Genomic DNA, 24,772 nt, shown 5'->3' on the forward strand with positions numbered 1-24,772 from the left:
TATCGATGTTTTCTGATCCCTGTTTTCCGTCTTCAGGCGAGGAGCCCCCCATGCCGTCCCGTTTTGAGCTGGCCAACGCCATTCGCGCCCTTTCCATGGATGCCGTCCAGAAGGCCAATTCCGGCCACCCCGGCGCCCCCATGGGCATGGCGGATATCGCCGAGGTGCTGTGGAACGACTACTTGAAGCACAACCCCGAGGATCCGAAGTGGGCCGACCGCGACCGCTTCGTGCTCTCCAACGGGCACGGCTCGATGCTGCTCTATTCGCTGTTGCACCTCACCGGCTACGACGTGAGCCTCGAGCACCTGCAGTCATTTCGCAAGCTCCACTCGCCCACCGCCGGCCATCCGGAATTCGGCTACGCGCCGGGCATCGAAACCACGACCGGCCCGCTCGGTCAGGGGTTTGCCAACGCCGTGGGCTTTGCCCTGGCCGAGCGCACGCTGGCCGCGCAGTTCAACCGCCCGGGCCACACCGTGGTCGACCACCACACCTGGTGTTTCCTCGGCGACGGCTGCCTGATGGAAGGCGTCTCCCACGAAGCGGCCTCGTTTGCCGGCACCCAGCAGCTTGGCAAGCTGATCGCGCTGTATGACGACAACGGCATCTCCATCGACGGCGAAGTCGAGGGCTGGTTCACCGACGACACCGCCAAGCGCTTCGAGTCCTACGGCTGGCACGTGGTGCCCAACGTCGACGGCCACAAGCCGGAAGAGATCAAGGCCGCCATCGAACTCGCCAAACAGAGTGACAAGCCGAGTTTGATCATCTGCAAGACCATCATCGGCTTCGGCGCGCCCAACAAGCAGGGCAAGGAAGAGTCCCACGGCGCCGCGCTCGGCGACGACGAAGTGGCGGCAACGCGCAAGCAGCTCGGCTGGGAGCACGCGCCGTTTTATATCCCCGAGCCGATCTACACCGCTTGGGACGCCCGTGAGGCGGGTAAAAAGCAGCAGGATGCCTGGAACGAGCGCTTCGCGCGCTACGCTGACGCCCACCCGGAACTCGCCCGCGAGTTCAAGCGCCGCATGAAGGGCGAACTGCCCGCCGAGCTCGGCACCGAAGCGCTGATCGAAAAGGCGCAGGAGAAAGGCGAAAGCATCGCCTCGCGCAAGGCATCGCTTGCCGCGCTCAACGCCATCGGCCCGCAGATGCCGGAGCTTCTGGGCGGCAGCGCCGACCTGGCCCCGTCGAACCTGACCTACTGGGAAGGCACCCAGGCAATCACTGCAGAAGACCCGAGCGGCAGCTACCTGCACTACGGCGTGCGCGAGTTCGGTATGGGCGCGGTGATGAACGGCATTGCTCTGCACGGCGGCTTCGTCCCCTACGGCGCCACGTTCCTGATCTTCATGGAGTACATGCGCAACGCCGTACGCATGGCCGCTCTGATCGGTAATCAGGCGATCTACGTCTTCACCCACGACTCCATTGGCCTTGGCGAAGACGGCCCGACCCACCAGCCGATCGAGCAGCTCACGAACCTGCGTACCACGCCGAACCTCTCGACCTGGCGCCCTTGCGATGCCGTCGAGACCATGGCGTCCTGGGATGCCGCGCTCAAGCGCCGCTCAGGGCCCACGGCGCTGGTGCTCTCGCGCCAGAACCTACCGCACCAGGCCCGCGCTCAGTCGCAGCTTGCCGAGATTCAGCGCGGCGGCTACGTGTTGAAGGATGCCGAGGGCACTCCGGAGCTGATTCTGATCGCCACCGGCTCGGAAGTGGCGCTGGCCATGGACGCGGCCGCCGCGCTCGAAGGTCAGGGCCGCGCGGTGCGCGTGGTATCGATGCCCTCGACCGACCGCTTCGACGAGCAGGACGCCGAGTACAAGGAGCACGTCCTGCCACGCGCGGTGAGCAAGCGCATCGCGATCGAAGCCGCCCACGCTGATTACTGGTACAAGTACGTGGGCCTCGATGGCCGCGTGATCGGCATGACCACCTTTGGTGAGTCTGCGCCAGCCGGCGATCTGTTCAAGCACTTCGGTTTCACTGTGGACAACATCGTCGACCAGGCCCGTGAACTGCTGGGCTGATCCCGTCGCGCGCAGCAAGGAGCCGCCGCCCGGATGCCCGCACTAACCGGTTTCTTGTGGCTGGTCGGCTACTACCTGATCGGGGAGGCGGTCATTCGCCTCTCCGGTCTGCCCGTCTCCTCCGGCGTGGTGGGAATGCTGTTGCTCACCGCCACGCTGATGCTTCTTCGCCGCGTCCCGGCCCCTTTGGCCGCCGCGGCCCAGCCGCTGATCGCGCTTTTAGCGATGCTGATCATGCCCGGCGTCGTTGGGGTGTTCTTCATCATCGACGACCTCCAGGGTCAGTGGTCGGTAATTCTTGCCGCGCTGGTGCTCGGCACGCTGGCAAGCGTGGCGAGCACTCTCTGGCTGCTCAAGGCTCTGATGGACAGATCATGATGGAAGGTCGCCATGAACGCTGACGGTTTGCTCGAGACGCTCGCCGCGTCGCCGCTGTTCGCCGTGGCTCTAACGCTTGCGGCGTTCATCGTCGCCAACGCCCTGTTCGTGCGTCTGAAACGGCCCGCTTGGCTGCCGGCGGTGCTGATCGCCGCGCTCCTGCTCGCCGCCACGCTTGCGCTGATCGATCTGCCCTACCCGCGCTATCGCGAAGGGGCGCTGTGGCTGACCCTGCTGCTGGGCCCGGCCACGGTGGCGCTGGGCATGCCGCTTTATCAGCAGCTACCGCACATCCGCGCGTTGTGGCGCGAGCTGGCCGTTTGCCTACCCATCGCCGCCACCCTGGCCGCCTGCTATGCCCTGGGCATTGCCTGGCTTCTGGGCGCGCCACCGGACATTCTCGCCTCGCTTGCCGCCAAATCGGTCACCGCGCCGATCGCCATCGGCATCACCGAGCAAATTGGCGGCTCGGTGGCGCTGATGCTCGGCGCGCTGCTGGTGACCGGCGTGGCCACGGCGGCGTTCACCGGCCCGGCGGCGAAACTTTTGAAGATCGAGGACGAGCGCGTCATCGGCTTTACCCTGGGACTCAACGGCCACGCGATCGGCACCGTGCGGGCGTTCGAAATAAGCCCCACCGCCGGCGCCTTCGCGTCGCTCGGCATGAGCCTTACGGGTATTTTCACCGCGCTTTTGCTGCCGCTTGCCTGGCACCTGGTAGGAGCCAAGCCATGAAATACGCTAGAATCACGCGAGTTTACGGCCGCCTGGCCGCCACCGCCCGCTAAAGAGCTGCCGCTTATGGCCGAGTCCACACCTGCATTTCGTATCGCCATCAACGGCTATGGCCGCGTCGGCCAGTGCGTGCTGCGCGCGCTCATCGAGCGCGACGACCCCGACCTCGAGATCGTCGCGATCAACGAGCTGTCGGATCTGGATACGATTGCGTATCTCACCCGCTTCGATACCACGCATGGCCGTTTTCCTGCCTCAGTAGAGAGCGACGGCGAGGCGCTGGTGGTGGGCGGGCGGCGCATTCAGGTACTCAGCGAAGCCGACCCGTCCCGCCTGCCCTGGCGAGCGCTTGAGATCGACCTGGTGCTGGAGTGTTCGGGTAGCTTCAAGGACCGCGCCACCGCTGAACAGCATCTCGAGGCCGGCGCCAAGCGGCTTTTGTTCTCGCAGCCGGCGGAGTCCGACGTCGACGCCACTATCGTCTGGGGGATCAACGAACAGACGCTGTCGGCCGAGCAGCGCATTCTGTCGGCGGCGTCGTGCACGACCAACTGTCTGGTACCGCTTCTCACCGTGCTCGACGAGGCGCTGGGGCTCGAGCACGGCGTGACCACCACCATTCACTCGGCGATGAACGACCAGCCGGTGATCGATGCCTACCACCAGACCGACCTGCGCCTGACCCGCTCGGCGATGCACTCCATCGTGCCCGTCGATACGGGCCTGGCCGTGGGCATCAGCCGCTTGATGCCGGCACTCAAGGGGCGCTTCGAGTGCTTGCACGTGCGCGTGCCGACCATTAACGTTTCGGCGATGGATGCCGCGCTCACCGTGAAGCGCGATACCGACGCCCGGGAAGTCAACGCGCTGTTGAAGGAAGTGTGCCGCACGCGTCTTCTAGGCGTGCTGGACTACACCGAGGCCCCAATGGCCTCGGTCGACTTCAATCACGACCCGCACTCGGGCATTCTGGACGCCACCCAGACCCGGGTCGCCGGCAAGCGGCTGGTCAAACTGCTCTGCTGGTTCGACAACGAGTGGGGGTTTGCCAACCGAATGCTGGATATCAGCCGACGCCTGGCGTCGCTCGCGCCGCCTCCAAGCCACTGACGTACCAACGCCCAACCACAAGGAAGCCGTCTGGATGAACGTGCAAACGATGTCCGAGCACTCGCTAAAGGGTCAGCGCGTGCTGATCCGCGAGGATCTGAACGTACCGATCAAGCATGGCCGCGTCACCAGCGACGCGCGTCTGCGCGCCGCCCTGCCGACCATTCAGGCGGCCAGGGATGCCGGCGCAAAAGTGCTGCTGATGAGCCACCTGGGCCGTCCCACCGAAGGCGAGCCCGCCGAGGAGTTCTCGCTCGGCCCGGTCGCCGAGCACCTTGGCGAGCTGCTGGGCCAGCCGGTCATGCTTGCCACCGACTACCTCGACCAGGCGCCGGAACTCGACGACGGTGATGTCGTGCTACTCGAAAACGTGCGCTTCAACACCGGCGAGAAAAAGGACGACGAGGCGCTGGCCAAACGCTACGCCGCGCTTTGTGACATTTTCGTGATGGACGCCTTCGGCACCGCCCACCGCGCCCAGGCCTCGACCCACGGCGTGGCGCGCTTTGCCCCCATCGCCTGCGCCGGCCCGCTGCTCGCCGGCGAGCTTGAAGCGCTCGAGAAGGCGCTGGCCACGCCGAAACGGCCCATGACGGCGATCGTCGGCGGCTCGAAGGTCTCGACCAAGCTCGACGTGCTCAATGCGCTCTCCGAGAAGTGCGACCAGCTCATCGTCGGCGGCGGCATCGCCAACACCTTCATCGCCGCGGCGGGTTATAATGTGGGCAAATCGCTTTTTGAAGCGGATCTGGTCGATCAGGCCAAAACGCTGATGGCGACGGTCAACATTCCGCTGCCCACCGACGTGGTCGTGGCCACCGAGTTTTCCGAGTCCGCGAAAGCGACGGTCAAGCCGGTCGATCAGGTGGCGGACGACGAGATGATCCTCGATATCGGCCCGGACACCGCCGGCCGCCTGGCCGGGCTCTTGAAGGACGCCGGCACGATTTTATGGAACGGCCCGGTGGGCGTGTTCGAAATCGACCAGTTCGGCAAGGGCACCGAGGCGCTCTCGAACGCGATCGCCGAAAGCGCGGCGTTCTCGATCGCCGGCGGCGGCGACACCCTGGCCGCGATCGACAAGTACGCCATTGGCGATCGCGTCTCCTATATTTCCACCGGCGGCGGCGCGTTTCTGGAGTACGTCGAGGGCAAGGCGCTTCCCGCCGTGACCGCTCTCGAAGCCGCTGCCCGCGGCGCGTAACCCGTTACCACCATCGACCCTCAAGACCGACAACCAGTAAGGTGACTTCATGGCTTTAATCAGCATGCGCCAGATGCTCGACCACGCCGCCGAACACGGCTACGGCATCCCGGCTTTCAACGTCAACAACCTCGAGCAGATGCGCGCCATCATGGAAGCCGCCGACAAGACCGACTCGCCAGTGATCGTGCAGGCTTCGGCAGGCGCGCGCAAGTACGCCGGCGCGCCGTTTCTGCGCCACCTGATTCTGGCCGCGGTGGAAGAGTTTCCGCATATCCCGGTGGTCATGCACCAGGACCACGGCACCAGCCCTGCGGTGTGCCAGCGCTCGATCCAGCTCGGCTTCTCCTCGGTGATGATGGACGGCTCCCTCGGTGAAGACGGCAAGACGCCGATGGATTACGACTACAACGTCGACGTCACCCGCCGCACGGTGGAAATGGCCCACGCCTGCGGCGTATCCGTCGAAGGCGAGCTTGGCTGCCTGGGAAGCCTGGAAACCGGCATGGCCGGCGAAGAAGACGGCATCGGCGCCGAAGGTAAGCTCGACATGGAGCAGCTTCTGACCGATCCGGAAGAGGCCGCCGAGTTCGTCAAGGCGACCCACGTCGACGCACTGGCCATCGCCATCGGCACCAGCCACGGCGCCTACAAGTTCACTCAGCCCCCCACCGGCGATACGCTTTCGATCCAGCGTATCAAGGAGATCCACGCGCGCATCCCGGACACCCATCTGGTCATGCACGGCTCCTCCTCGGTACCCCAGGAGTGGCTCGAGATCATCAACCAGTACGGCGGCGAGATTCCCGAAACCTACGGCGTGCCGGTCGAAGAGATCGTCGAAGGCATCAAACACGGCGTACGCAAGGTCAATATCGACACCGACCTGCGCCTGGCCTCCACCGGCGCGGTTCGCCGCTTCCTGGCCCAGAACCCGTCCGAGTTCGACCCGCGTAAATTCCTCAAGGAAACCGTGTCGTCCATGCGCGATCTGTGTATCGCTCGTTACGAAGCGTTCGGCACCGCCGGCAATGCCAGCAAGATCAAACCGATCAACCTGGAAGACATGTACGAGCGCTACGCCCGCGGCGAGCTGGACCCGAAGGTGAAGTAAACACCTCGCGTTCATGAATCGAGAAAGGCGGCCCTGGCCGCCTTTTTTATTGCCATCACTTATCAAAAACGCTTGTTGCAGCGCAGCATCGGCGTAGTATGGCGCCATCACCGTATCGACTCTGTTTCATCAACTGAAGGTAATCGCCATGAAGCACTCCGCCACGCCGTTCAGCGCTCCCTTCGTTCCCATGATGGGGATCTATAGCGCCACCATGATGGCGCTGGAGCTTTGGAGCACGTCGCTTTCGACGATCGCTCAGCGCCAACACCTTTGGCAAACCCAGCCGTTTTTCAGCCCGGGCATGATGCTCGAGAATCAGCGCATGGTGACCGAAAAGATGGAAGCGAGCATCGAGGCGGGCATGGCGATGCAAAAGGCCTTTTTCGGCGCCATGAATGGCCACTATGCGCCCTGGTGGGTCACCAGTCAGAAAACGATGTCGCCGTATCATCGCCGCAGCCGCGCCAATTCACGCAGGCTTTCACGCTGAGCACATTTTTTTAATCTGCGTTATCCCTCTTGCCGTTTCGTTAACGCCGTCGGGAAGTGAAGGTTTTAGCTGCTGTTTTTTCGATCATCCGATTTTCAAGCGCGCCCAGAGCGCGCTTTTTCACGTTCAGCAGGCTCAAAAAATTATAAAACAGTGTTCACAAAGTCAAAAAAATCCCGTTCAATAGAACTAAAGTCGGCTATTGAATGCCCGATAACCTTGTACCACGGGTTTATTACACGCAGCCAACGGCGCTGCAAGGATCACCGATGCTTCCACTTTTGTTATTCGATTGTGATGGCACTTTGGTTGACAGCGAACCTCTTCTCGCTGAAGAGATGGCGATCGCGCTCTGCGCGGTGGGTCTGCCTTTTAAACGCCAGGACTACATGGGCGAATTTCGCGGCGCCCGCTTTCGCAATATCGTCGCCGAGCTTCAGGCGCGCTTTGGCGCCGTCGACCCCGACCGGCTCGCCACGGCTGAGCGACTCATGCGCGACAACCTCGCTCACCGCCTGAGTCGCGAGCTCACCACGCTGCCCGGCGTCATGGCGGCGCTCAAAAAGCTTCGCCATTTCCCCAGCGCCGTGGTCTCCAATGGCCCGGAGAGCAAGATCCAGTCCGCGCTCAAGGCCGTCGACCTGACGCTTTACTTCGGCAAGCGTTTTTTCAGCGGCTATACCGCCAACTGCTGGAAGCCGGAACCCTGTCTACATCTGCACGCAGCCAGTATCATGGGCTACAGCGCCAGTGAATGCATCGCCATCGACGATGCGCTGGTGGGCGTTCGCGCCGCGCTGAAAGCGGGCATGACCGTGATTCATTTGAACCGCTTCCCCGAGACCGAAACCACGCCGGAAGGCGCGATTACGATCGAGCGCATGCAGCAGCTGCCGGGGGTCGTGGCACAGCTGGTCGCGGGGCGAAAAAGCGTGGCAATACCCGAGTATTTGTTAGAGAAACAGTATGGCCTCATTACGTGATCAGTTGGGTGGTCTTGTATACTCAACCGAGCAGGGCAGAACCTGCCCCGATTGCCGCGCACCCATCGACGAGTGCCGCTGCGAGGAGCAAAGCGAGCAGGCAAGGCTCGCCTCGCTCGACGGTATCGTGCGCATTCGCCGCGAAACCAGCGGGCGCAAGGGCAAGGGTGTCACCACGCTCAGCGGGATTCCGCTAGCCGGCGAGGAGCTCAAGGCGCTTTCGAAAACGCTCAAAAAGCGCTGCGGTACCGGCGGCGCCGTCAAGGATGGGGTCGTCGAGATTCAGGGCGACCACCGCGAAACGCTTAAAACGGCGCTCGAAGCGCTGGGTTATAAGGTCAAACTGGCGGGCGGCTAAACGGCCCGGCGCGCACCGCAGAGCGATTCTGCACACAGGTAAGGCACTGCAATGGTCTGGCTGGAGTATCTGCTACCGCTGATTTTCTTGTTTCCGATGGCGGCCATGGCCAGCGTCGTACTGGCGCTGCGCAGCCTTCACGACGCGCGCGTCGATTCCCCCTTCAACGCCCCGCTCAGAGAACCCGGCCAGGGTCTTCGCACCCGCCTCGATCGTGCCTACTCCGCGCTCTTTCTCAACGGCGCCCTTGGCCCTATCGTAAGCCTTGCGCCGCTCATTTACGGGATGGGCCGTATGCTGTTCGTGGAGCATCAGGAGTGGGGCGAATGGGCGCTCTATGGGCTTATCAGCACCTTGTTGGTCGTGGCATTTTCGCTGCTGCTGATTCGCGACTATCAGCGTATCCGCCGGCTCAAGCTAGGCCTTGCCTGCGAGCTGGCGGTGGGCCAGGAGCTCGAGCAACTGATTCGCCCGCAAGCGCATCCCTACTGCGTGTTTCACGATGTGCCCACCGATCACTTCACCATCGACCACGTGGTCGTGACGCCGCACGGTGTGTTCGTGGTGGAAACCCGCGCGCGAACGCTGGCACTCGGTCCTGACGGCAAGGAACTCAACGAGGTCGCGGTCGAGCACGAACGGCTGCGCTTTCCTCACTGGCAGGAGCGCCGCCCGCTGCTCAAGACGCGCGAAGGCGTTGCCTGGCTTTCCGACTGGCTGGCGCAGCGCTGCGGCGCGGCGGTCGAGGTAAAAGGCGTGCTGGCGCTACCGGGCTGGACCATCGATACGTCCGAGGCGGCACCGGACATCCTCGTGGTCAGCGGTGAGCAGCTCGCGCGCGAGCTCACCGAGTTCACGTCGACGCGTTTGTCCGACGCGCTTCACGACCAGATCATCCACGCGCTGCTGGAGCGCTCGCGCATGGTCGAGCCGCCCCATCTGCAGAAGGCCTCGGTCTAGTCGCCGCGAAGCCGACCGCCCATCTCCTGAGCCAGGTCCACCGCGTAGTGGTCGGTCATCCCGCCAATGAAATCGAGCATGCGCCGGTAGCTGTCGTACAGCGACCAGGAGGGGAGCGGCGTGTTTTCTCCGATCAGTGCCAATACGCGCTGATGCTTGAACGAGCTTTGGCCCGTGTGGTGAAGCTCATGGGCGGCGCCGATGAACGCCTCCAGCAGAATGCCCAGCGTCGTGTAGGCGCCGATCTCGAGTTTCGCCTTGCGCTCGTTTTGAAAAATCCGCTCCCGGGCGAGCTGCTTGGCCGCCTGCACGCCCCATCCCAGATCCGGGTGACAAAGCTCCAGCAGATCCTCACCCAGCGTGCCGCTCAACAGCGCCTGTTCGTTTTGCACGAACACCGACGCCACTTCGTTGACTGCACGCTCCATGGCCGCCCCGCGTAAAAGCGCGATGCGCCGACGCTGCGAGACGTTGCGACTGAGCATATCGTCGTACTCCGGCGGAAACTCACCGGCGATCTGGCGCAGAATCTCCACGACCTCCTCGTAGCGCAAAATGCCCATCTCGAGGCCGTCTTCCAGGTCGAGCAGTGCGTAGCAGATATCGTCGGCGGCTTCGACCAGCCATGCCAGCGGATGGCGACACCAGCGCTGCTCGCCCTGGGGCAAAAGCCCCACCGCATTGGCCACTTCCGTAAGCAGCGCCTGCTCCGATTGGTAGCAGCCGAACTTGCCCATGCGGCCGCCGTAGCGAACGGTCCAGGGATATTTCAACAGCGTGCCAAGGGTCGCCGCCGAGAGTCGCATACCGCCATTGAACTGGTTGTACTCGATCTGAGTAATGACGCGAAAGCCCTGGGCGTTGCCCTCGAAGGTGAGCAAATCCTCACACTCTGCCTCGGAAAGCCCGTCGAGCAGCCCGCTTCCCTGGGCGCGGCGAAACCAGTCGCGAATGGCGTACTCGCCGGCATGGCCAAAGGGAGGATTGCCGATATCGTGGCCCAGGCAGGCAGTTTGCACGATCACGCCCAGATCCGCCGGGGTAATCCACTCGGGCAGCTGGTCGCTCAAGAGCTCGCCGACGATCATGCCGAGCGAACGGCCCACGCAGCCCACCTCCAGCGAGTGGGTCAGCCGAGTATGGATGTGGTCGTTCTCGGTGAGCGGATGCACCTGAGTCTTGCGACCCAGCCGACGAAACGAGCCGGAAAAGACGATGCGGTCATGATCCTTGTGAAACGGAGTACGCCCCATTTCACGGCCGGTGGTCGAACGCTTGTCGTGCAAACGACGGGGCGAGAGCAGCTGCTCCCAGCGCATGTGTGTCATGGCAATCCTCCTTGAGGCGTGCATTTTGACACAAAACGGGTAGTAGCGGGACGTGAGGTCGAGCGGGGTATAGTAAACGCAGATGTTGGCTAGTGTGCTGATTCTTTTCTGCACGCATAAAAAAATCCCCCGCCTCGGGGAGACGGGGGATTTTCGGGATGGGTGCCTGACGATGACCCGACCGGCGTCCCGGCGACCGGCGCCCCGGCGGCCGGCGCTCCGGCGGCCGGCGACCCGGTACTTTCGCACGGGGGGTACTCATACGCCGCTGCCCTTTTCTCGCGCACACAAAAAACCCGGCCAGGGGCCGGGTTCTCTGCACAATAGGTGCCTGACGATAACCTACTCTCGCATGGGGAGACCCCACACTACCATCGGCGCGTTGCGGTTTCACTTCCGAGTTCGGCAAGGGATCGGGTGGTTCACGCAAGCCATGGTCGTCAGGCGTAACTTTCAATGTATATCGGCTGACGGTTTCGTGATCGTCTCGTTCGACATGAAGCCTTTTGCTTCATGTTCGTGCGTATCCGGTTCCTGCTTCGTTGTCACTGCGGGCCGAACCCCTTGGGTGTTATAGGGTCAAGCCTCACGGGCCATTAGTACACGTTAGCTCAACACCTTGCGGTGCGTCCACACCGTGCCTATCAACCAGCTGGTCTCGCTGGGCCCTTCAGGAGGCTCGAGGCCTCGGGGATGTCTCATCTTGAAGGGGGCTTCCCGCTTAGATGCTTTCAGCGGTTATCCCGTCCGCACATAGCTACCCGGCAATGCCACTGGCGTGACAACCGGAACACCAGAGGTGCGTCCACTCCGGTCCTCTCGTACTAGGAGCAGCCCTTCTCAAACATCCAACGCCCACGGCAGATAGGGACCGAACTGTCTCACGACGTTCTAAACCCAGCTCGCGTACCACTTTAAATGGCGAACAGCCATACCCTTGGGACCGACTTCAGCCCCAGGATGTGATGAGCCGACATCGAGGTGCCAAACACCGCCGTCGATGTGAACTCTTGGGCGGTATCAGCCTGTTATCCCCGGAGTACCTTTTATCCGTTGAGCGATGGCCCTTCCATACAGAACCACCGGATCACTAGAACCTGCTTTCGCACCTGCTCGACGTGTCTGTCTCGCAGTCAAGCACCCTTATGCTCTTGCACTCATTGCACGATGTCCGACCGTGCTGAGGGTACCTTCGTGCTCCTCCGTTACTCTTTGGGAGGAGACCGCCCCAGTCAAACTACCCACCACACACTGTCCTCGACCCGGATGACGGGTCGGAGTGAGAACACCAATGATGCCAGGCCGGTATTTCAAGGGTGGCTCCCTCCGAACTGGCGTCCGGAGTTCCTAGCCTCCCGGCTATCCTACACAGGCAACATCAGTATCCAGTGTGAAGCTATAGTAAAGGTTCACGGGGTCTTTCCGTCTAGCCGCGGGTACACCGCATCTTCACGGCGATTTCAATTTCACTGAGTCTCGGGTGGAGACAGCGTGGCCATCATTACGCCATTCGTGCAGGTCGGAACTTACCCGACAAGGAATTTCGCTACCTTAGGACCGTTATAGTTACGGCCGCCGTTTACCGGGGCTTCGATCAGGAGCTTCGGACGAATCCTAACACCATCACTTAACCTTCCGGCACCGGGCAGGCGTCACACCCTATACGTCCGCTTGCGCGTTGGCAGAGTGCTGTGTTTTTACTAAACAGTTGCAGCCACCTGGTATCTTCGGCCGGTTCAGGCTCGGGGAGCAAGTCCCTCTACCCTACGCCGGCGTGCCTTCTCCCGAAGTTACGGCACCATTTTGCCTAGTTCCTTCACCCGAGTTCTCTCAAGCGCCTTGGGATTCTCACCCTGACCACCTGTGTCGGTTTGGGGTACGGTCGCACATGATCTGAAGCTTAGAGGCTTTTCCTGGAAGCGTGGCATCAGTGACTTCCGGCCCAAAGGCCGTTCGTCTCGCATCTCGGCCTTGAACGCCCGGATTTGCCTGAGCATTCAGCCTACCTGCTTTCACCGGGACAACCAGCGCCCGGCTCACCTAGCCTTCTCCGTCCCCCCATCGCAATCATGTCCGGTACGGGAATATTGACCCGTTTCCCATCGACTACGCCTTTCGGCCTCGCCTTAGGGGCCGACTCACTCTGCTCTGATTAGCATCGAACAGAAACCCTTGGTCTTCCGGCGGGGGAGTTTTTCACTCCCCTTATCGTTACTCATGTCAGCATTCGCACTCGTGATACCTCCAGCAGACCTCTCGATCCACCTTCGTCGGCGTACACGACGCTCCTCTACCGCGCATCCATAAGGATGCACCCGTAGCTTCGGTACCTGGTTTAGCCCCGTTACATCTTCCGCGCAGGCCGACTCGACCAGTGAGCTATTACGCTTTCTTTAAAGGATGGCTGCTTCTAAGCCAACCTCCTGGCTGTCTGAGCCTTCCCACATCGTTTCCCACTTAACCAGGATTTGGGGACCTTAGCTGACGGTCCGGGTTGTTTCCCTTTTCACGACGGACGTTAGCACCCGCCGTGTGTCTCCCACGCTGCACTCACCGGTATTCGGAGTTTGCCTCGGGTTGGTAAGTCGGGATGACCCCCTAGCCGAAACAGTGCTCTACCCCCGGTGGTGATACGTGAGGCGCTACCTAAATAGCTTTCGAGGAGAACCAGCTATCTCCGGGCTTGATTAGCCTTTCACTCCGATCCACAAGTCATCCAAATCTTTTTCAACAGATCCTGGTTCGGGCCTCCAGTTGATGTTACTCAACCTTCACCCTGCTCATGGATAGATCGCCCGGTTTCGGGTCTATATCCAGCGACTGGTCGCCCAGTTAAGACTCGATTTCTCTACGCCTCCCCTATTCGGTTAAGCTCGCCACTGAATATAAGTCGCTGACCCATTATACAAAAGGTACGCAGTCACAGAACGAGTCTGCTCCCACTGCTTGTACGCACACGGTTTCAGGATCTATTTCACTCCCCTCGCCGGGGTTCTTTTCGCCTTTCCCTCACGGTACTGGTTCACTATCGGTCAGCCAGGAGTATTTAGCCTTGGAGGATGGTCCCCCCGTCTTCAATCAGGGTTTCTCGTGCCCCGACCTACTCGATTTCACTGTGCTCGGATTTCGGCTACGGGACTATCACCCGCTATGGTCAGACTTCCCAGACTGTTCGCCTATCGATTGCACAACTTAAGGGCTGGTCCCCGTTCGCTCGCCGCTACTGGGGGAATCTCGGTTGATTTCTTTTCCTCGGGGTACTTAGATGTTTCAGTTCCCCCGGTTCGCCTCGTACCCCTATGTATTCAGGATACGATACCGACCTTGTGGTCGGTGGGTTTCCCCATTCAGAGATGTTCGGGTCACAGGTCGTTTGCCACCTCACCGAACCTTATCGCAGGCTTCCACGTCTTTCATCGCCTCTGGCTGCCTAGGCATCCACCGTGTGCGCTTCATTGCTTGACCCTATAACCCGAAGGAGTCCGGGCCCGCAATGACAACGATTGCCGGATACGCTTGAGACGTATCACAAAACAATTGCGTATCGAGATCACGTCACGATCACAAAAGCCAAAGCTCATGTCACCGTATCGTCATTCGATACTGTCAGCATGATATACATTGTTAAAGAGCGACTGCCATAAGCAGTGACAAGACAACGCGTGGCGTCTGGCTTGTCACTGCTCATCAACAGCATCTGATCAGGCAATTCATTGTGGACGTTTACCGCGAGGATGACGCATCGTTTAAGGAGGTGATCCAGCCGCAGGTTCCCCTACGGCTACCTTGTTACGACTTCACCCCAGTCATGAACCACACCGTGGTGATCGCTTTCCCGAGGGTTAAGCTAACCACTTCTGGTGCAGTCCACTCCCATGGTGTGACGGGCGGTGTGTACAAGGCCCGGGAACGTATTCACCGTGGCATTCTGATCCACGATTACTAGCGATTCCGACTTCACGGAGTCGAGTTGCAGACTCCGATCCGGACTGAGACCGGCTTTTCGGGATTCGCTTGCTCTCGCGAGTTCGCTGCCCTTTGTACCGGCCATTGTAGCACGTGTGTAGCCCTGCTCGTAAGGGCCATGATGACTTGACGTCGTCCCCACCTTCCTCCGGTTTGTCACCGGCAGTCTCCCTAGAGTTCCCGCCATTACGCGCTGGCAAATAGGGACAAGGGTTGCGCTCGTTACGGGACTTAACCCAACATTTCACAACACGAGCTGACGACAGCCATGCAGCACCTGTCTCTGCGTTCCCGAAGGCACCCCGGAATCTCTTCCGGGTTCGCAGGATGTCAAGAGCAGGTAAGGTTCTTCGCGTTGCATCGAATTAAACCACATGCTCCACCGCTTGTGCGGGCCCCCGTCAATTCATTTGAGTTTTAACCTTGCGGCCGTACTCCCCAGGCGGTCGACTTATCGCGTTAACTTCGCCACAAGGTGCACAAGGCACCCAACGGCTGGTCGACATCGTTTACGGCGTGGACTACCAGGGTATCTAATCCTGTTTGCTACCCACGCTTTCGCACCTCAGTGTCAGTGTCAGTCCAGAAGGCCGCCTTCGCCACTGGTATTCCTCCCGATCTCTACGCATTTCACCGCTACACCGGGAATTCCACCTTCCTCTCCTGCACTCTAGCCTGACAGTTCCGGATGCCGTTCCCAGGTTGAGCCCGGGGCTTTCACAACCGGCTTGTCAAGCCACCTACGCGCGCTTTACGCCCAGTAATTCCGATTAACGCTTGCACCCTCCGTATTACCGCGGCTGCTGGCACGGAGTTAGCCGGTGCTTCTTCTGTGGGTGATGTCCTTCCTGACGGGTATTAACCGGCAGGCCTTCTTCCCCACTGAAAGTGCTTTACAACCCGAGGGCCTTCTTCACACACGCGGCATGGCTGGATCAGGCTTGCGCCCATTGTCCAATATTCCCCACTGCTGCCTCCCGTAGGAGTTCGGGCCGTGTCTCAGTCCCGATGTGGCTGATCATCCTCTCAGACCAGCTACGGATCGTCGCCCTGGTGAGCCGTTACCTCACCAGCTAGCTAATCCGACATGGGCTCGTCCGATAGCGGGAGCCGAAGCCCCCTTTCTCCCGTAGGACGTATGCGGTATTAGCCTGGGTTTCCCCAGGTTATCCCCCACTATCGGGTGGATTCCCATGCATTACTCACCCGTCCGCCGCTCGCCACCAGGAAGCAAGCTTCCCGTGCTGCCGCTCGACTTGCATGTGTTAAGCCTGCCGCCAGCGTTCAATCTGAGCCATGATCAAACTCTTCAGTTTAAAATCAGTGTGATTCTTGCCTGCCCATGTACGACGACATGACGCAGAGGCGAATCAATCCTGGCTCAAGGTTCAAACGAATTTACCGTGATACCTCGAAAGGTATCGCTGTGTTCGTCTGCCTTGATATAAGGTGACTTGTCACCCTCATCGGCAAACGCCCACATGAATTGCCTGATCAAATTGTTAAAGAGCTGTTCGACGAACCGTTCGATGACCTGAACCGCTTGCCCGTCGAGGAAGGCGTATTCTACGCATTCCGGTGAATTTGTCAACCGCTGATTTCAGCGAGTGAAGCGAGCCATTCAAACCTGCCGAACAGTGCTCTAACTTCCTGACAAACCGAAGGTTTTCACCTTCATCCACCGCTGGAAACGTTGTCCGTCCCCGGCAGCGGATGCGTACTTTACGGATTTGGCGGGGCGAGTGCAAGCGGTTTTGTAAAAATCTTTCACGGCTAATCGTCTGGCCTTTTCAAAGCATTTCGGCCCCGCCCCGGTTAACGGTTAAACTAGCGCTCTCGCCCACCATCTCCGAGGTCCTTGATGAGCCCCCACCTGCTATCCGTTGATTCATTGAACCGCGAAGGCGTCGATCATCTGCTGCGTGTGGCCGCGCAGATGGAGCCGATCGCCAGCCGCCAACAGGTCACCCGCGTGCTGGAAGGCGCGGTACTGGGCAATCTGTTTTTCGAAGCCAGTACCCGTACGCGCGTGAGCTTCAACGCCGCGTTCTGCCGGTTGGGCGGAAGCGTCTGTGATACCACCGGCTTTACCTTCTCCTCCATGGCGAAGGGCGAATCGCTTTACGATACCAGCCGCGTGATGAGTGGCTACTGCGATGCGATCGTGATGCGTCACCCGGAGCAGGGGTCGGTGGCCGAGTTCGCCGAGGCGACCAACGTGCCGGTGATCAACGGAGGCGACGGCCCGGGCGAGCACCCAAGCCAGGCGCTACTGGATCTCTATACGATCGATAAGGAGTTTCAGCGTCTGGGCAAGCGCCTCGAAGGCGCCCACATTCTACTTACCGGCGACCTGAAGTACGGGCGCACCGTGCATTCGTTGATCAAGCTGCTCTCGCTTTATGACCCGCTACGCATCACGCTGGTGTCGCCGCCGGGCCTCGAAATGCCGGCGCACCTAGTGGACCTGGTGACCTCGCGCGGCCACCGGGTCGAGATGCGCGAGCACCTGGGCACGGACTTCAGTGATCTGGACGTGGTGTACACCACGCGCATTCAAAAGGAGCGCTTCACCGAGGAGATGAACGAAAGCTTCAAGGGCGTCTCGACTGAGTTCGTCGTTAACAAGGGCTTTCTCGATCGCCACTGCACAAGTTCCACGATCGTCATGCACCCGCTGCCCCGCGACAGCCGCCCCGGCGTGAACGATCTCAACGTGGACCTGAACGGTGACCCCCGACTTGCGATCTTCCGCCAGACCGACAACGGCATTCCAATGCGCATGGCGATTTTTGCCACGCTTTTGAAAGTCGACGATTTGATCGCCGAGGATCTGCGCCCGGTCCGCTGGTTCGTCCCCCATCAGACCGGCACGCTGGATCGCTAAGCAATAGAAGTAGAAAGGCTATAAAGAGACGTAGCGGTTAGAGCGAGAGACGCCCGCCGGGGAGCCCTTCCCGGTGGGCAAACCAGCCCTCCAGTATGAGCACGGCAGCGATGCCATCGACGCTCTCTTCACGGTAGTTGCCGCGGTGGCCGGCGTCGCGGGCGATGCTTTTGGCTTCCCTGGTAGAGCCGCGTTCGTCGACCATCTCGACGGGCTTGCCAAAACGCCCGTGAAGCCGATTGCCGAACTTGCGCGCGCGCCGGCTCATCTCCGATTCGCTATCGTCCATATTGAGCGGAAGCCCAACCACCAGCAGATCCGGTTGCCACTCTTTTAGCAGCGTCTCGACGCGCTGCCAGTCGGGGATGCCGTCGCGGGCGGTGAGCGGGTCGAGCTCGCGGGCGCTTTTCAAAAGCTCGTTGCCCACCGCCACGCCAATACGCCGCGTGCCGTAATCGAAGGCGAGCACCAGCCGCTGACCGGGCGTTGCCACTAGGCGTGCCCCGCGTCGCGGGTCATGAGGTTCAAATCCACGCCGAGAATGCCCGCCGCGCTCGCCAGCCGCTCAGCGGGGGGCGTGGCGAAAATCACGCGCTCATCGCCTTCCACGGTCAGCCAGCTGTTCTCCTTGAGTTCGTCCTCGAGCTGCCCGACTTCCCAGCCAGCGCAGCCCAGGCAGACCAGAAACTGCTCTGGGCCTTCGCCGTCGGCGAGCGCCTTGAGGATATCCATCGAGGTGGTAAGCGCGACGTTGTCATCGACCTGAACGCTGGAGTCCCACTCCTGGCTGTCGCCGACATGCAGAATGAAGCCGCGGTCCTTGTGCGTCGGGCCACCGTAATAAACCGGCGCGTTGCGGTGCGGGCTCTCCTCACCGCCGAGCGAGAGCTGCTCGAACAGCGTGTCGAGGGTGATCTCGAGGGTGTGGTTGATGATCACACCCATGCAGCCGTTGTGATCGTGGTCACACAGATAGATCAGACTGCCGGCAAAATTGGCGTCGTCGAGGTGCGGCATTGCCATTAAGAAGTGGTGTTTTAAGCTTTGCATGCGTCTCCTACGGCGCGCCGAACGTCAGCGCGCCTCGCTTGATAGGCAGTGAATGGCGCGTGTGGCGCCTTCAGGCGCCAAGGCGGCGCTCGACGGCGTCCAGCAGGAGCCCGGCGATGTCGGTGCCGCGCTGATCGTCGATTTCGCGCACGCAGGTGGGGCTCGTGACGTTGATTTCGGTGATGTAGTCACCGATCACATCAAGTCCCACGAACATCAGCCCCTTCTCCCTGATGACCGGTTTGACCTGATCGATCAGCCAATGATCGCGGGCGGTGAGCTCGCGGGTGACGCCGCGCCCGCCGGCAGCCAGGTTGCCGCGCGTCTCCCCGGCGGAAGGAATGCGCGCCAGCCCATAAGGCACCGGCTCACCGTCGACCAGCAGAATGCGCGTGTCGCCATCCTTGATCTCGGGCAGGTAACGCTGGGCCATGATCTGGCGCTGCCCACGCAGGGTGAGCTGTTCGATCACGGCGCCGATGTTGCGCCCGCCGGGTTCGATATGAAAGATGCCGGTGCCGCCCATGCCGTCGAGCGGCTTGAAGATGACGTCGCCATGCTCGGCGTGGAAGGCGCGCAGTACGTCATCGCGGCTGGCGACGATGGTCGGCGCGCAGCACTCGGGAAACTGCTGGGCGAAGAGCTTCTCGTTGCACTGCAAGAGCGCCTGGGTCGGGTTAACGATCAGCACCCCTTCGCGCTCGGCAAAGCCCAGCAGGTGCACCGCGTTGATGAACTCGGCATCCACCGGCGGGTCCTTGCGCATCAGCACCGCGTCCAGGCTCGCAAGCGGGCGCGACTCGACCTCGCCCAGATCGAACCAGTGCGTCGGGTCGCGGTGAACGGTCAGCGCGCGCATCCGGGCATGGGCCTTGCCTGCCTCCAGAAAAAGATCACCCTGCTCCATGTAGTACAGGGTATAGCCGCGCTCCTGGGCGGCCCACAGCATGGCCAGCGTCGTGTCCTTTTTGTAGGCAATGGCGCTGATGGGGTCCATTACGACGCCAAGCTGCAGATTCGGTTGACTCATCGGGGCACTATCCCTTCATAAACGGTATGAGAAGCAGTATGACGCACCTCCAGGGCGACGCAAACCTCACGGTCGATGCAAACCTCACTGGGTGAGCGCACCGGGCACCAGGCGGATCGCATCCGGGGCGAGGGTAATCAGCTGCTGCTTGTAAAGTCGGCCGATCGCCTGCTTGTAGGCGCTCTTGCTGACCCCGAGCCGCGCCTTGATGGCGTGGGCGTCGCTCTTGTCGCCCAGCGGCAGATAGCCGCCGCTCTCTCTGAGCGCGGCCAGGATCGTCTCGCCGACCACGTCCAGGCGCGCAGCACCTGGCGGCAGTAGCGAAATATTGACTCGGCCGTCGTCGCGTCGCTGCTTGACGTAGCCGGTCACCGACTGACCGCGACGCAGGGGCTTGGTGATGTCGTCCTGGTAGATCAGCCCCCAGTAGCGATGGTTGACCACGACCTTGAGACCCAGATCGGTGCGGTCGGCGACGATAATGGCGACTTCCTCGCCGTTTTCAAGACTCGATGCATCGTCACTCAAGAAGCGGTCGAGGCGCTGCGAGGCGACCGGGCGACCGCGGTCGTCCTCATACAGCTTAACCAGCACGCGCTTGCCGGGGTCGGGGCGAAAGCGCTGCTCCCCATAAGGCAACAGCACGTCCTTGGGCAGGCCCCAGCGCAGAAACGCGCCGGTGTCGTTGACGGTCACCACCGTCAAATAGGCCACTTCCCCGATGCGGGCGATTGCATCGCTTGTAGGCCCAGAGGTGGGGCGCGCGTCGTCAGCCATGAGCACTTCCTCGATAAATGAATCTTCATTATGAGCCCTGGGCCTGCCGGGGGCAAAGCGGGCGGCAGCGATGCGCCCGGCCTTGCGTTAAATGCGTTTAGGCCGAGCTGCTATGCTCAATGGGTCAATAAGAAATGGATCATTAAAAACGGATCACTCAAAACAGTTCATAAAAAAAGGGGCGGCGGCATGGAAGGATTCACGCTGTTGGATACGGGGGTACTGATTGGCTATATCGCGCTGATCGCCTGGATCGGTTCGCGCTTTGGTAAAAACCAGCACAGCCCGGAAGACTACTTTCTGGGCGGGCGCAGTATTCCCGGCTGGGCGATCGGGCTTTCGGTGATGGCCACCCAAGCCAGCGCCATCACCTTCATCGGCGCGCCGGGCTGGGGGTTCGAAGGCGGCCTCGAGCGGCTGGTGACCTTTCTCAACGTGCCGCTGGCGATGATCGTGCTGATTCTGGTACTGGTGCCGGTGTTTCACCGGGCGGGCATCTACAGCATCTACGAGCTTTTGGAGCGCCGCTTCGGCCCCAACACGCGCACGCTGACGGCGCTATTGTTTTTGATCGCGCGCGGCCTTGCGACCGGCGTGGTGCTCTACGCTCCGGCGCTGGTGCTGGCGGTGGTCACCGGCTGGAGCGTGAATCTGACCATCGTCATCATGGCGGTGCTGGCGATCAGCTACACCGTGCTTGGCGGCATCAGCGCGGTGATCTGGACCGACGTCATCCAGATGTTCGTGCTCTGGCTCGGGGCGCTGTTGAGCGTCATCTTTCTGGTCACGAGCCTGCCCGGCGGCTGGGGCGATGTGTTCGCGTTTGGCGCCGAAAGCGGCCTGTTCAACGCCATCGACCTCTCACTCAACCCGAATGTGACCTACTCGCTGTGGGCCGGGCTTTTCGGCGGCTTTTTTCTTCACGTGGCGTACTTCGGCACCGACCAGAGCCAGATCCAGCGCGTGCTGTCGAGCCCCTCGGTGCCGGACGCCCAGCGCTCGCTTCTGATCGGCGGCTATCTGCTGATTCCCCAGATGCTGCTGTTTTTGTTCGTCGGGATCATCCTGGCCACCTACTACCAGCAAAACGGCCTGAGCGCACCGGAAAACCTCAACGAGTTGCTGCCCCGCTACGTGGTCGAGACCTTTCCCTCCGGCATGGCGGGGCTGGTAATCGCCGGCGTGTTCGCCGCGGCGATGTCGAGTCTGGACTCGGCGCTCAACTCGCTCTCTGCGGTCTCGATACGCGACTTCTACAGTCGCTATATCAAACGAGACGCCAGCGACGCCCATTATCTCAAGGCCTCGCGCTGGGCAACGGTCTTCTGGGGCGGCTACGCGACGCTGTTCGCGTTCTTTGCCGGCAACCTGGGCCCGGTGATCGAGGCGGTCAATCAGGTGGGCTCCTGGTTCTACGGGGCGCTTCTGGGCACCTTTTTAATGGCAATTTTCAGCCACCGCAGCAACGCCCGCGGGGCGATGGCGGGGCTGTGTACCGGTATGCTCGCGGTGTGGGCAACCACCGCCTTTCTGGATATCTCCTGGCTCTACAACAACACCGTGGGCGTGGTGGTCTCGGTCTTGGTCGGGTATCTGGTGAGCCTGAGTGCGCCCGCGCCCAGTGCCGAGGCGCTGAGTGACGTGATCATCGACGAGTCCGCCCCGGACATGCAGGCCATTCTCACCGCCCGCGCCGGCAGCGCCCCGGAGGTTGGTCATGAGGCGCGCCTGACCCGACGGCGCTGCCTGGGGCTGTTGGTCTGGTTCGTCCTGATGCTAATAATGCTCGCGCTGCTCCAGGGCTGGGCCAATGCCTGAGACCATCACGCTGGCCCGGCATATCGATGCCGAGGACGCGCGGGAGCGGCTCGCGCGGCTTGGGGGGTCGAACTTCGAGCCCGCCTGGATATCGCTTTGGGCGTTTAATCTTGGCGCCTTGCACTGTGAGCCCGCCGCGTGGCTGCTGGCAAGCCAGGCGCTCGCCCGCCCGCTACTGCTTCCCCACACGGCGCTGACAGCGCAGGCCGAGAAGCCCTCGGACGAACTCACGCTCGACGGCGGCCAGCCGCCCGAGCGCGCGCCGCTGTCCCGTCAGTGGTTTTGGGAGCGCATGGCCAGCCCCAAACGCTGGCCGCTGACGCTTAAGGAGTCGCCCCCGACCCTACTCTGGCTGCCCTGCTGGCTTGGCTATACCGCCCATCGCCAGCGCCGGCTGTTGGTGCTGAGCGGACTCTCGGGCCAGGCGCTGCCCCAGCTCAAGCCACTGGTACTGAGCGCGCTCAAACGACGGGCGCGCGAAGGGCAACGTCAATCGGAAGGGGTGTTGGAGGAGAGCGGCGGTTAGCCGATATGGAAGGCGCCTGGCAGGTGAGTGAGCGCTTACAAATCGCCGAAATGGTGCTGTAGAAGCGTCAGCGCCACGACCGGCGCGGTTTCGGTACGCAGTACGCGCGGGCCCAGCGTCAGCGGCGTAAAGCCATGAGACTCGGCGGCGGCGATATCCTGCTCGGTCAGCCCACCTTCCGGGCCGATCAGAAGCGCGGCACTCGCCGGGCGCTCGGCGAGATCGAAGCGGTTACCGGTGGCCAGGTGCAGCATCAACTTTAGCGATTCATCGCGCGTGGCAAGCCAGGCATCAAGCGCCATGGGTGGATGCACCACCGGCACCGTCGCCCGCCCGCTCTGCTCGCAAGCGCTTTCGGCCACCGCCTGCCAGTGGGCGTGCTTTTTGGCTTCGCGCTCGTCTTTCAAGCGCACATCACCCCGCTCGGTATAGAGCGGAGTGATGGCGGCCACGCCAAGCTCCACGGCTTTCTGGATGGCGTAGTCCATCCGGTCGCCCTTGGAGATCGCCTGGCCCAGGTGAACCGAAAGCGGCGACTCGCCTTCGCCGGACCACACGCACTCGACCAGCACGACACTACGCTTGCGCCCGGCCTCGACCAGGCGCACACCGGCCTCCTGGCCCTGACCGTCGAACAGCACCAGCGGCGCGCCCTCGCCCATGCGCAGCACGCGTGTGACGTGACGCGCCGGGCCTTCCGGCAGCTCTACCCGAGCGCCGACGCTGAGCGCGGCGGCAACGTACAGGCGGGGCATTTTACCGTTCAAGGCGTACCAGTCGGCTTTCATGACTTATGGGATATCCGGCTTAGTGGGTGTTTTCGGCCGCGCCCTGAGCCTGCTGCGCTTCACGCTTTTTGCGCTGGGCATACATGGCTTCGAAATTGACCGGCGCCAGCATCAGCGGCGGGAAGCCGCCCCGGTTGACCAGGTTGTCGACGCACTCGCGGGCGTAGGGGAAGAGCAGATTCGGGCAGAACGCGCCGAGGGTCTGATCCAGCTGCGCGCCTTCGATGCCGGAGATACGGAAAAGACCCGCCTGCTCCACTTCGGCCAAAAAGGACGTGGTGCCGGATTCGCTGTCGTTGACCTGAGCGGTTACCTTCACCACGACTTCATACTGGTCGTCGTCGATTTTGGTGCTGGTGGTGTTCAAATCCAGATTGACCTTGGGCTTGAACGACTGCTTGAACACCGACGGCGAGTTCGGCGCCTCAAAGGAGATGTCCTTGACATAGATGCGCTGCAGCGAGAATTTCAGCTGCGGCTTTTCGCCTTCTGCCGCACCGGCGCCTTGCTGAGGGGCGTTGTTCTCTTCCGCCATGGGAGTACTCCTGGTCATTGTTACGTTGGATAAATTACTGCGTTGGATAAAGCGGCGCCGCAGCGCTTACTTTTTCACCACCGGCAGGCTGTCCGCCTGCCACTGCGCCATGCCGCCCTTGAGCTTGTTGGCATTGAAACCCGCCTTGGCGAGCTTGGCCTGCACCGCGCCCGCGCTCTGACCATGCTTGCACACCACGATGATGGGCTTGTCTTTCACTTTCTCAAGCTCGTTCATGCGGCTGTCCAGATTGGACTGCGGGATGTTGCGCGCGCCGGCGATGTGACCGGCCTTGAACTCCTTGCTCTCGCGCACGTCCACTATCACCGCGTCTTCCCGGTTGATGAGCTGCGTCGCCTCAGAGGAGCTCACCGCGTGGGTGGACGCGCTGCGGGTTTCATAGACGAGCCACGCCAGCAGCACCAGCAAAAATGCGCCCACCAGCAAAGGGTGGTTCATTACGAATTCGAACAGCTGATCGATCATCGCGAACACAATCTCTTGGTATATGCAAAAAAAGCGGCCAGGCCACCGTCAAACGCGACAAGTATACACGTCACGGGCGCCGACGCGCAGACCATGACGCCTAACGACTGGCTGCGTTATGATGCCCCAAGCGTACGCGGGTCGCGACCCCGACCAAAAGGGGGTATTCGAAAAGGAAACGACCCGCGCTCTTTTCGAACGCCTGGC

21 protein-coding genes and 3 rRNA genes are annotated in these 24,772 nt (G+C 61.6%); 13 read left to right on the plus strand and 11 right to left on the minus strand.

Translation table 11 applies throughout. The features are described from left to right. Positions 1–50: 50 nt before the first annotated feature. The 10 genes from tkt to RN346_RS16660 all read left to right on the plus strand — a co-directional run bounded on the left by tkt (position 51) and on the right by RN346_RS16660 (position 9,374). Positions 51–2,039 carry a transketolase gene (gene tkt, locus RN346_RS16615; RefSeq protein ID WP_263585739.1) on the plus strand — a complete coding sequence of 663 codons (1,989 nt, stop codon included), beginning with the start codon at positions 51–53 and terminating at the stop codon, positions 2,037–2,039. Positions 2,040–2,072: 33 nt separating this feature from the next. Further along, positions 2,073–2,417, plus strand: coding sequence for a CidA/LrgA family protein (locus tag RN346_RS16620; RefSeq protein ID WP_263585738.1), 345 nt, complete (start codon positions 2,073–2,075; stop codon positions 2,415–2,417). A gap of 12 nt (positions 2,418–2,429) precedes the next feature. Then, entirely contained in the window at positions 2,430–3,152 is a 723-nt protein-coding gene (locus RN346_RS16625; RefSeq protein ID WP_263585737.1) for an LrgB family protein, read from the plus strand. Between the two features lie 66 nt (positions 3,153–3,218). Beyond that, positions 3,219–4,262, plus strand: a complete 1,044-nt coding sequence (locus RN346_RS16630) for a glyceraldehyde 3-phosphate dehydrogenase NAD-binding domain-containing protein (RefSeq protein ID WP_311958968.1) — start codon at positions 3,219–3,221, stop codon at positions 4,260–4,262. A gap of 34 nt (positions 4,263–4,296) precedes the next feature. Further along, on the plus strand, positions 4,297–5,466 hold the full coding sequence (locus tag RN346_RS16635; protein WP_311961735.1) for a phosphoglycerate kinase: 1,170 nt from the start codon (positions 4,297–4,299) through the stop codon (positions 5,464–5,466). A 49-nt stretch (positions 5,467–5,515) separates the two neighbouring features. Continuing rightward, positions 5,516–6,580, plus strand: a complete 1,065-nt coding sequence (gene fba / locus RN346_RS16640) for a class II fructose-bisphosphate aldolase (protein WP_263585734.1) — start codon at positions 5,516–5,518, stop codon at positions 6,578–6,580. A 148-nt stretch (positions 6,581–6,728) separates the two neighbouring features. Then, a complete protein-coding gene (locus RN346_RS16645) occupies positions 6,729–7,073 on the plus strand; it encodes a hypothetical protein (protein ID WP_263585733.1) in 345 nt (114 codons plus the stop codon). 269 nt (positions 7,074–7,342) lie between these two features. After that, positions 7,343–8,056: an HAD family phosphatase gene (locus tag RN346_RS16650; RefSeq protein WP_263585732.1), complete on the plus strand. Its 714-nt coding sequence runs from the start codon at positions 7,343–7,345 to the stop codon at positions 8,054–8,056. After that, positions 8,040–8,414, plus strand: a complete 375-nt coding sequence (locus tag RN346_RS16655; RefSeq protein ID WP_263585731.1) for a translation initiation factor Sui1 — start codon at positions 8,040–8,042, stop codon at positions 8,412–8,414. Before RN346_RS16650 ends, RN346_RS16655 begins: the two co-directional genes overlap by 17 nt. A gap of 51 nt (positions 8,415–8,465) precedes the next feature. Then, entirely contained in the window at positions 8,466–9,374 is a 909-nt protein-coding gene (locus RN346_RS16660; RefSeq protein ID WP_263585730.1) for a nuclease-related domain-containing protein, read from the plus strand. Here the strand turns inward: RN346_RS16660 and RN346_RS16665 are convergent. The 4 genes from RN346_RS16665 to RN346_RS16680 form a co-directional block, all read right to left on the minus strand. After that, positions 9,371–10,702, minus strand: a complete 1,332-nt coding sequence (locus RN346_RS16665) for a deoxyguanosinetriphosphate triphosphohydrolase (RefSeq protein WP_263585729.1) — start codon at positions 10,700–10,702, stop codon at positions 9,371–9,373. The two genes, RN346_RS16660 and RN346_RS16665, sit on opposite strands and share 4 nt — an antisense overlap. Positions 10,703–11,031: 329 nt before the next feature. After that, positions 11,032–11,147 (minus strand): 5S ribosomal RNA (gene rrf, locus RN346_RS16670). 130 nt (positions 11,148–11,277) lie between these two features. Beyond that, a 23S ribosomal RNA gene (locus tag RN346_RS16675) occupies positions 11,278–14,167 on the minus strand. Between the two features lie 282 nt (positions 14,168–14,449). Further along, a 16S ribosomal RNA gene (locus RN346_RS16680) occupies positions 14,450–15,984 on the minus strand. Together the 16S, 23S and 5S rRNA genes form the textbook arrangement of a ribosomal RNA operon. Before the next feature lie 545 nt (positions 15,985–16,529). Here RN346_RS16680 and pyrB point away from each other — a divergent pair. Then, the gene (pyrB, locus tag RN346_RS16685) at positions 16,530–17,555 is read left to right on the plus strand and encodes an aspartate carbamoyltransferase (protein WP_311961736.1); all 1,026 of its coding nucleotides are present in this window, start codon (positions 16,530–16,532) and stop codon (positions 17,553–17,555) included. Positions 17,556–17,592: 37 nt separating this feature from the next. Here pyrB and ruvX read toward each other — a convergent pair whose 3' ends face one another. From ruvX to RN346_RS16705, 4 genes are all read right to left on the minus strand, one after another. Then, positions 17,593–18,048, minus strand: a complete 456-nt coding sequence (ruvX, locus tag RN346_RS16690) for a Holliday junction resolvase RuvX (RefSeq protein ID WP_263585727.1) — start codon at positions 18,046–18,048, stop codon at positions 17,593–17,595. Further along, positions 18,048–18,605: a YqgE/AlgH family protein gene (locus RN346_RS16695; RefSeq protein ID WP_263585726.1), complete on the minus strand. Its 558-nt coding sequence runs from the start codon at positions 18,603–18,605 to the stop codon at positions 18,048–18,050. Before RN346_RS16695 ends, ruvX begins: the two co-directional genes overlap by 1 nt. A gap of 70 nt (positions 18,606–18,675) precedes the next feature. Then, on the minus strand, positions 18,676–19,635 hold the full coding sequence (gshB, locus tag RN346_RS16700; protein ID WP_311961737.1) for a glutathione synthase: 960 nt from the start codon (positions 19,633–19,635) through the stop codon (positions 18,676–18,678). Positions 19,636–19,719: 84 nt separating this feature from the next. Next, entirely contained in the window at positions 19,720–20,412 is a 693-nt protein-coding gene (locus RN346_RS16705; protein ID WP_311961738.1) for a S1-like domain-containing RNA-binding protein, read from the minus strand. Between the two features lie 189 nt (positions 20,413–20,601). On the opposite strand from RN346_RS16705, the gene RN346_RS16710 reads away from it, so the two are divergent. Both RN346_RS16710 and RN346_RS16715 read left to right on the plus strand, forming a co-directional pair. After that, a complete protein-coding gene (locus tag RN346_RS16710) occupies positions 20,602–22,230 on the plus strand; it encodes a sodium:solute symporter (RefSeq protein WP_311961739.1) in 1,629 nt (542 codons plus the stop codon). Next, on the plus strand, positions 22,223–22,756 hold the full coding sequence (locus tag RN346_RS16715) for a hypothetical protein (RefSeq protein WP_311961740.1): 534 nt from the start codon (positions 22,223–22,225) through the stop codon (positions 22,754–22,756). Before RN346_RS16710 ends, RN346_RS16715 begins: the two co-directional genes overlap by 8 nt. A 35-nt stretch (positions 22,757–22,791) precedes the next feature. Here RN346_RS16715 and RN346_RS16720 read toward each other — a convergent pair whose 3' ends face one another. The 3 genes from RN346_RS16720 to RN346_RS16730 form a co-directional block, all read right to left on the minus strand. Next, positions 22,792–23,544: a 16S rRNA (uracil(1498)-N(3))-methyltransferase gene (locus tag RN346_RS16720; RefSeq protein ID WP_263585721.1), complete on the minus strand. Its 753-nt coding sequence runs from the start codon at positions 23,542–23,544 to the stop codon at positions 22,792–22,794. Between the two features lie 19 nt (positions 23,545–23,563). Next, complete coding sequence (gene secB / locus RN346_RS16725) at positions 23,564–24,079, minus strand: protein-export chaperone SecB (RefSeq protein WP_263585720.1); 516 nt, start codon at positions 24,077–24,079, stop codon at positions 23,564–23,566. Between the two features lie 66 nt (positions 24,080–24,145). Continuing rightward, positions 24,146–24,565, minus strand: a complete 420-nt coding sequence (locus RN346_RS16730) for a rhodanese-like domain-containing protein (protein ID WP_263585719.1) — start codon at positions 24,563–24,565, stop codon at positions 24,146–24,148. Positions 24,566–24,772: the final 207 nt, after the last annotated feature.

This window comes from Halomonas sp. PAMB 3232, from assembly GCF_031954225.1.
Taxonomy (GTDB): Bacteria; Pseudomonadota; Gammaproteobacteria; order Pseudomonadales; family Halomonadaceae; genus Vreelandella.

Bases quoted from the DNA above. Each gene is read 5' to 3' on its own strand.
- tkt (WP_263585739.1), top strand. From the start codon at position 51: ATGCCGTCCCGTTTTGAGCTGGCCAACGCCATTCGCGCCCTTTCCATG.
- RN346_RS16620 (WP_263585738.1), top strand. From the start codon at position 2,073: ATGCCCGCACTAACCGGTTTCTTGTGGCTGGTCGGCTACTACCTGATC.
- RN346_RS16625 (WP_263585737.1), top strand. From the start codon at position 2,430: ATGAACGCTGACGGTTTGCTCGAGACGCTCGCCGCGTCGCCGCTGTTC.
- RN346_RS16630 (WP_311958968.1), top strand. From the start codon at position 3,219: ATGGCCGAGTCCACACCTGCATTTCGTATCGCCATCAACGGCTATGGC.
- RN346_RS16635 (WP_311961735.1), top strand. From the start codon at position 4,297: ATGAACGTGCAAACGATGTCCGAGCACTCGCTAAAGGGTCAGCGCGTG.
- fba (WP_263585734.1), top strand. From the start codon at position 5,516: ATGGCTTTAATCAGCATGCGCCAGATGCTCGACCACGCCGCCGAACAC.
- RN346_RS16645 (WP_263585733.1), top strand. From the start codon at position 6,729: ATGAAGCACTCCGCCACGCCGTTCAGCGCTCCCTTCGTTCCCATGATG.
- RN346_RS16650 (WP_263585732.1), top strand. From the start codon at position 7,343: ATGCTTCCACTTTTGTTATTCGATTGTGATGGCACTTTGGTTGACAGC.
- RN346_RS16655 (WP_263585731.1), top strand. From the start codon at position 8,040: ATGGCCTCATTACGTGATCAGTTGGGTGGTCTTGTATACTCAACCGAG.
- RN346_RS16660 (WP_263585730.1), top strand. From the start codon at position 8,466: ATGGTCTGGCTGGAGTATCTGCTACCGCTGATTTTCTTGTTTCCGATG.
- RN346_RS16665 (WP_263585729.1), bottom strand. From the start codon at position 10,702: ATGACACACATGCGCTGGGAGCAGCTGCTCTCGCCCCGTCGTTTGCAC.
- pyrB (WP_311961736.1), top strand. From the start codon at position 16,530: ATGAGCCCCCACCTGCTATCCGTTGATTCATTGAACCGCGAAGGCGTC.
- RN346_RS16695 (WP_263585726.1), bottom strand. From the start codon at position 18,605: ATGCAAAGCTTAAAACACCACTTCTTAATGGCAATGCCGCACCTCGAC.
- gshB (WP_311961737.1), bottom strand. From the start codon at position 19,635: ATGAGTCAACCGAATCTGCAGCTTGGCGTCGTAATGGACCCCATCAGC.
- RN346_RS16705 (WP_311961738.1), bottom strand. From the start codon at position 20,412: ATGGCTGACGACGCGCGCCCCACCTCTGGGCCTACAAGCGATGCAATC.
- RN346_RS16710 (WP_311961739.1), top strand. From the start codon at position 20,602: ATGGAAGGATTCACGCTGTTGGATACGGGGGTACTGATTGGCTATATC.
- RN346_RS16715 (WP_311961740.1), top strand. From the start codon at position 22,223: ATGCCTGAGACCATCACGCTGGCCCGGCATATCGATGCCGAGGACGCG.
- RN346_RS16720 (WP_263585721.1), bottom strand. From the start codon at position 23,544: ATGAAAGCCGACTGGTACGCCTTGAACGGTAAAATGCCCCGCCTGTAC.
- secB (WP_263585720.1), bottom strand. From the start codon at position 24,079: ATGGCGGAAGAGAACAACGCCCCTCAGCAAGGCGCCGGTGCGGCAGAA.
- RN346_RS16730 (WP_263585719.1), bottom strand. From the start codon at position 24,565: ATGATCGATCAGCTGTTCGAATTCGTAATGAACCACCCTTTGCTGGTG.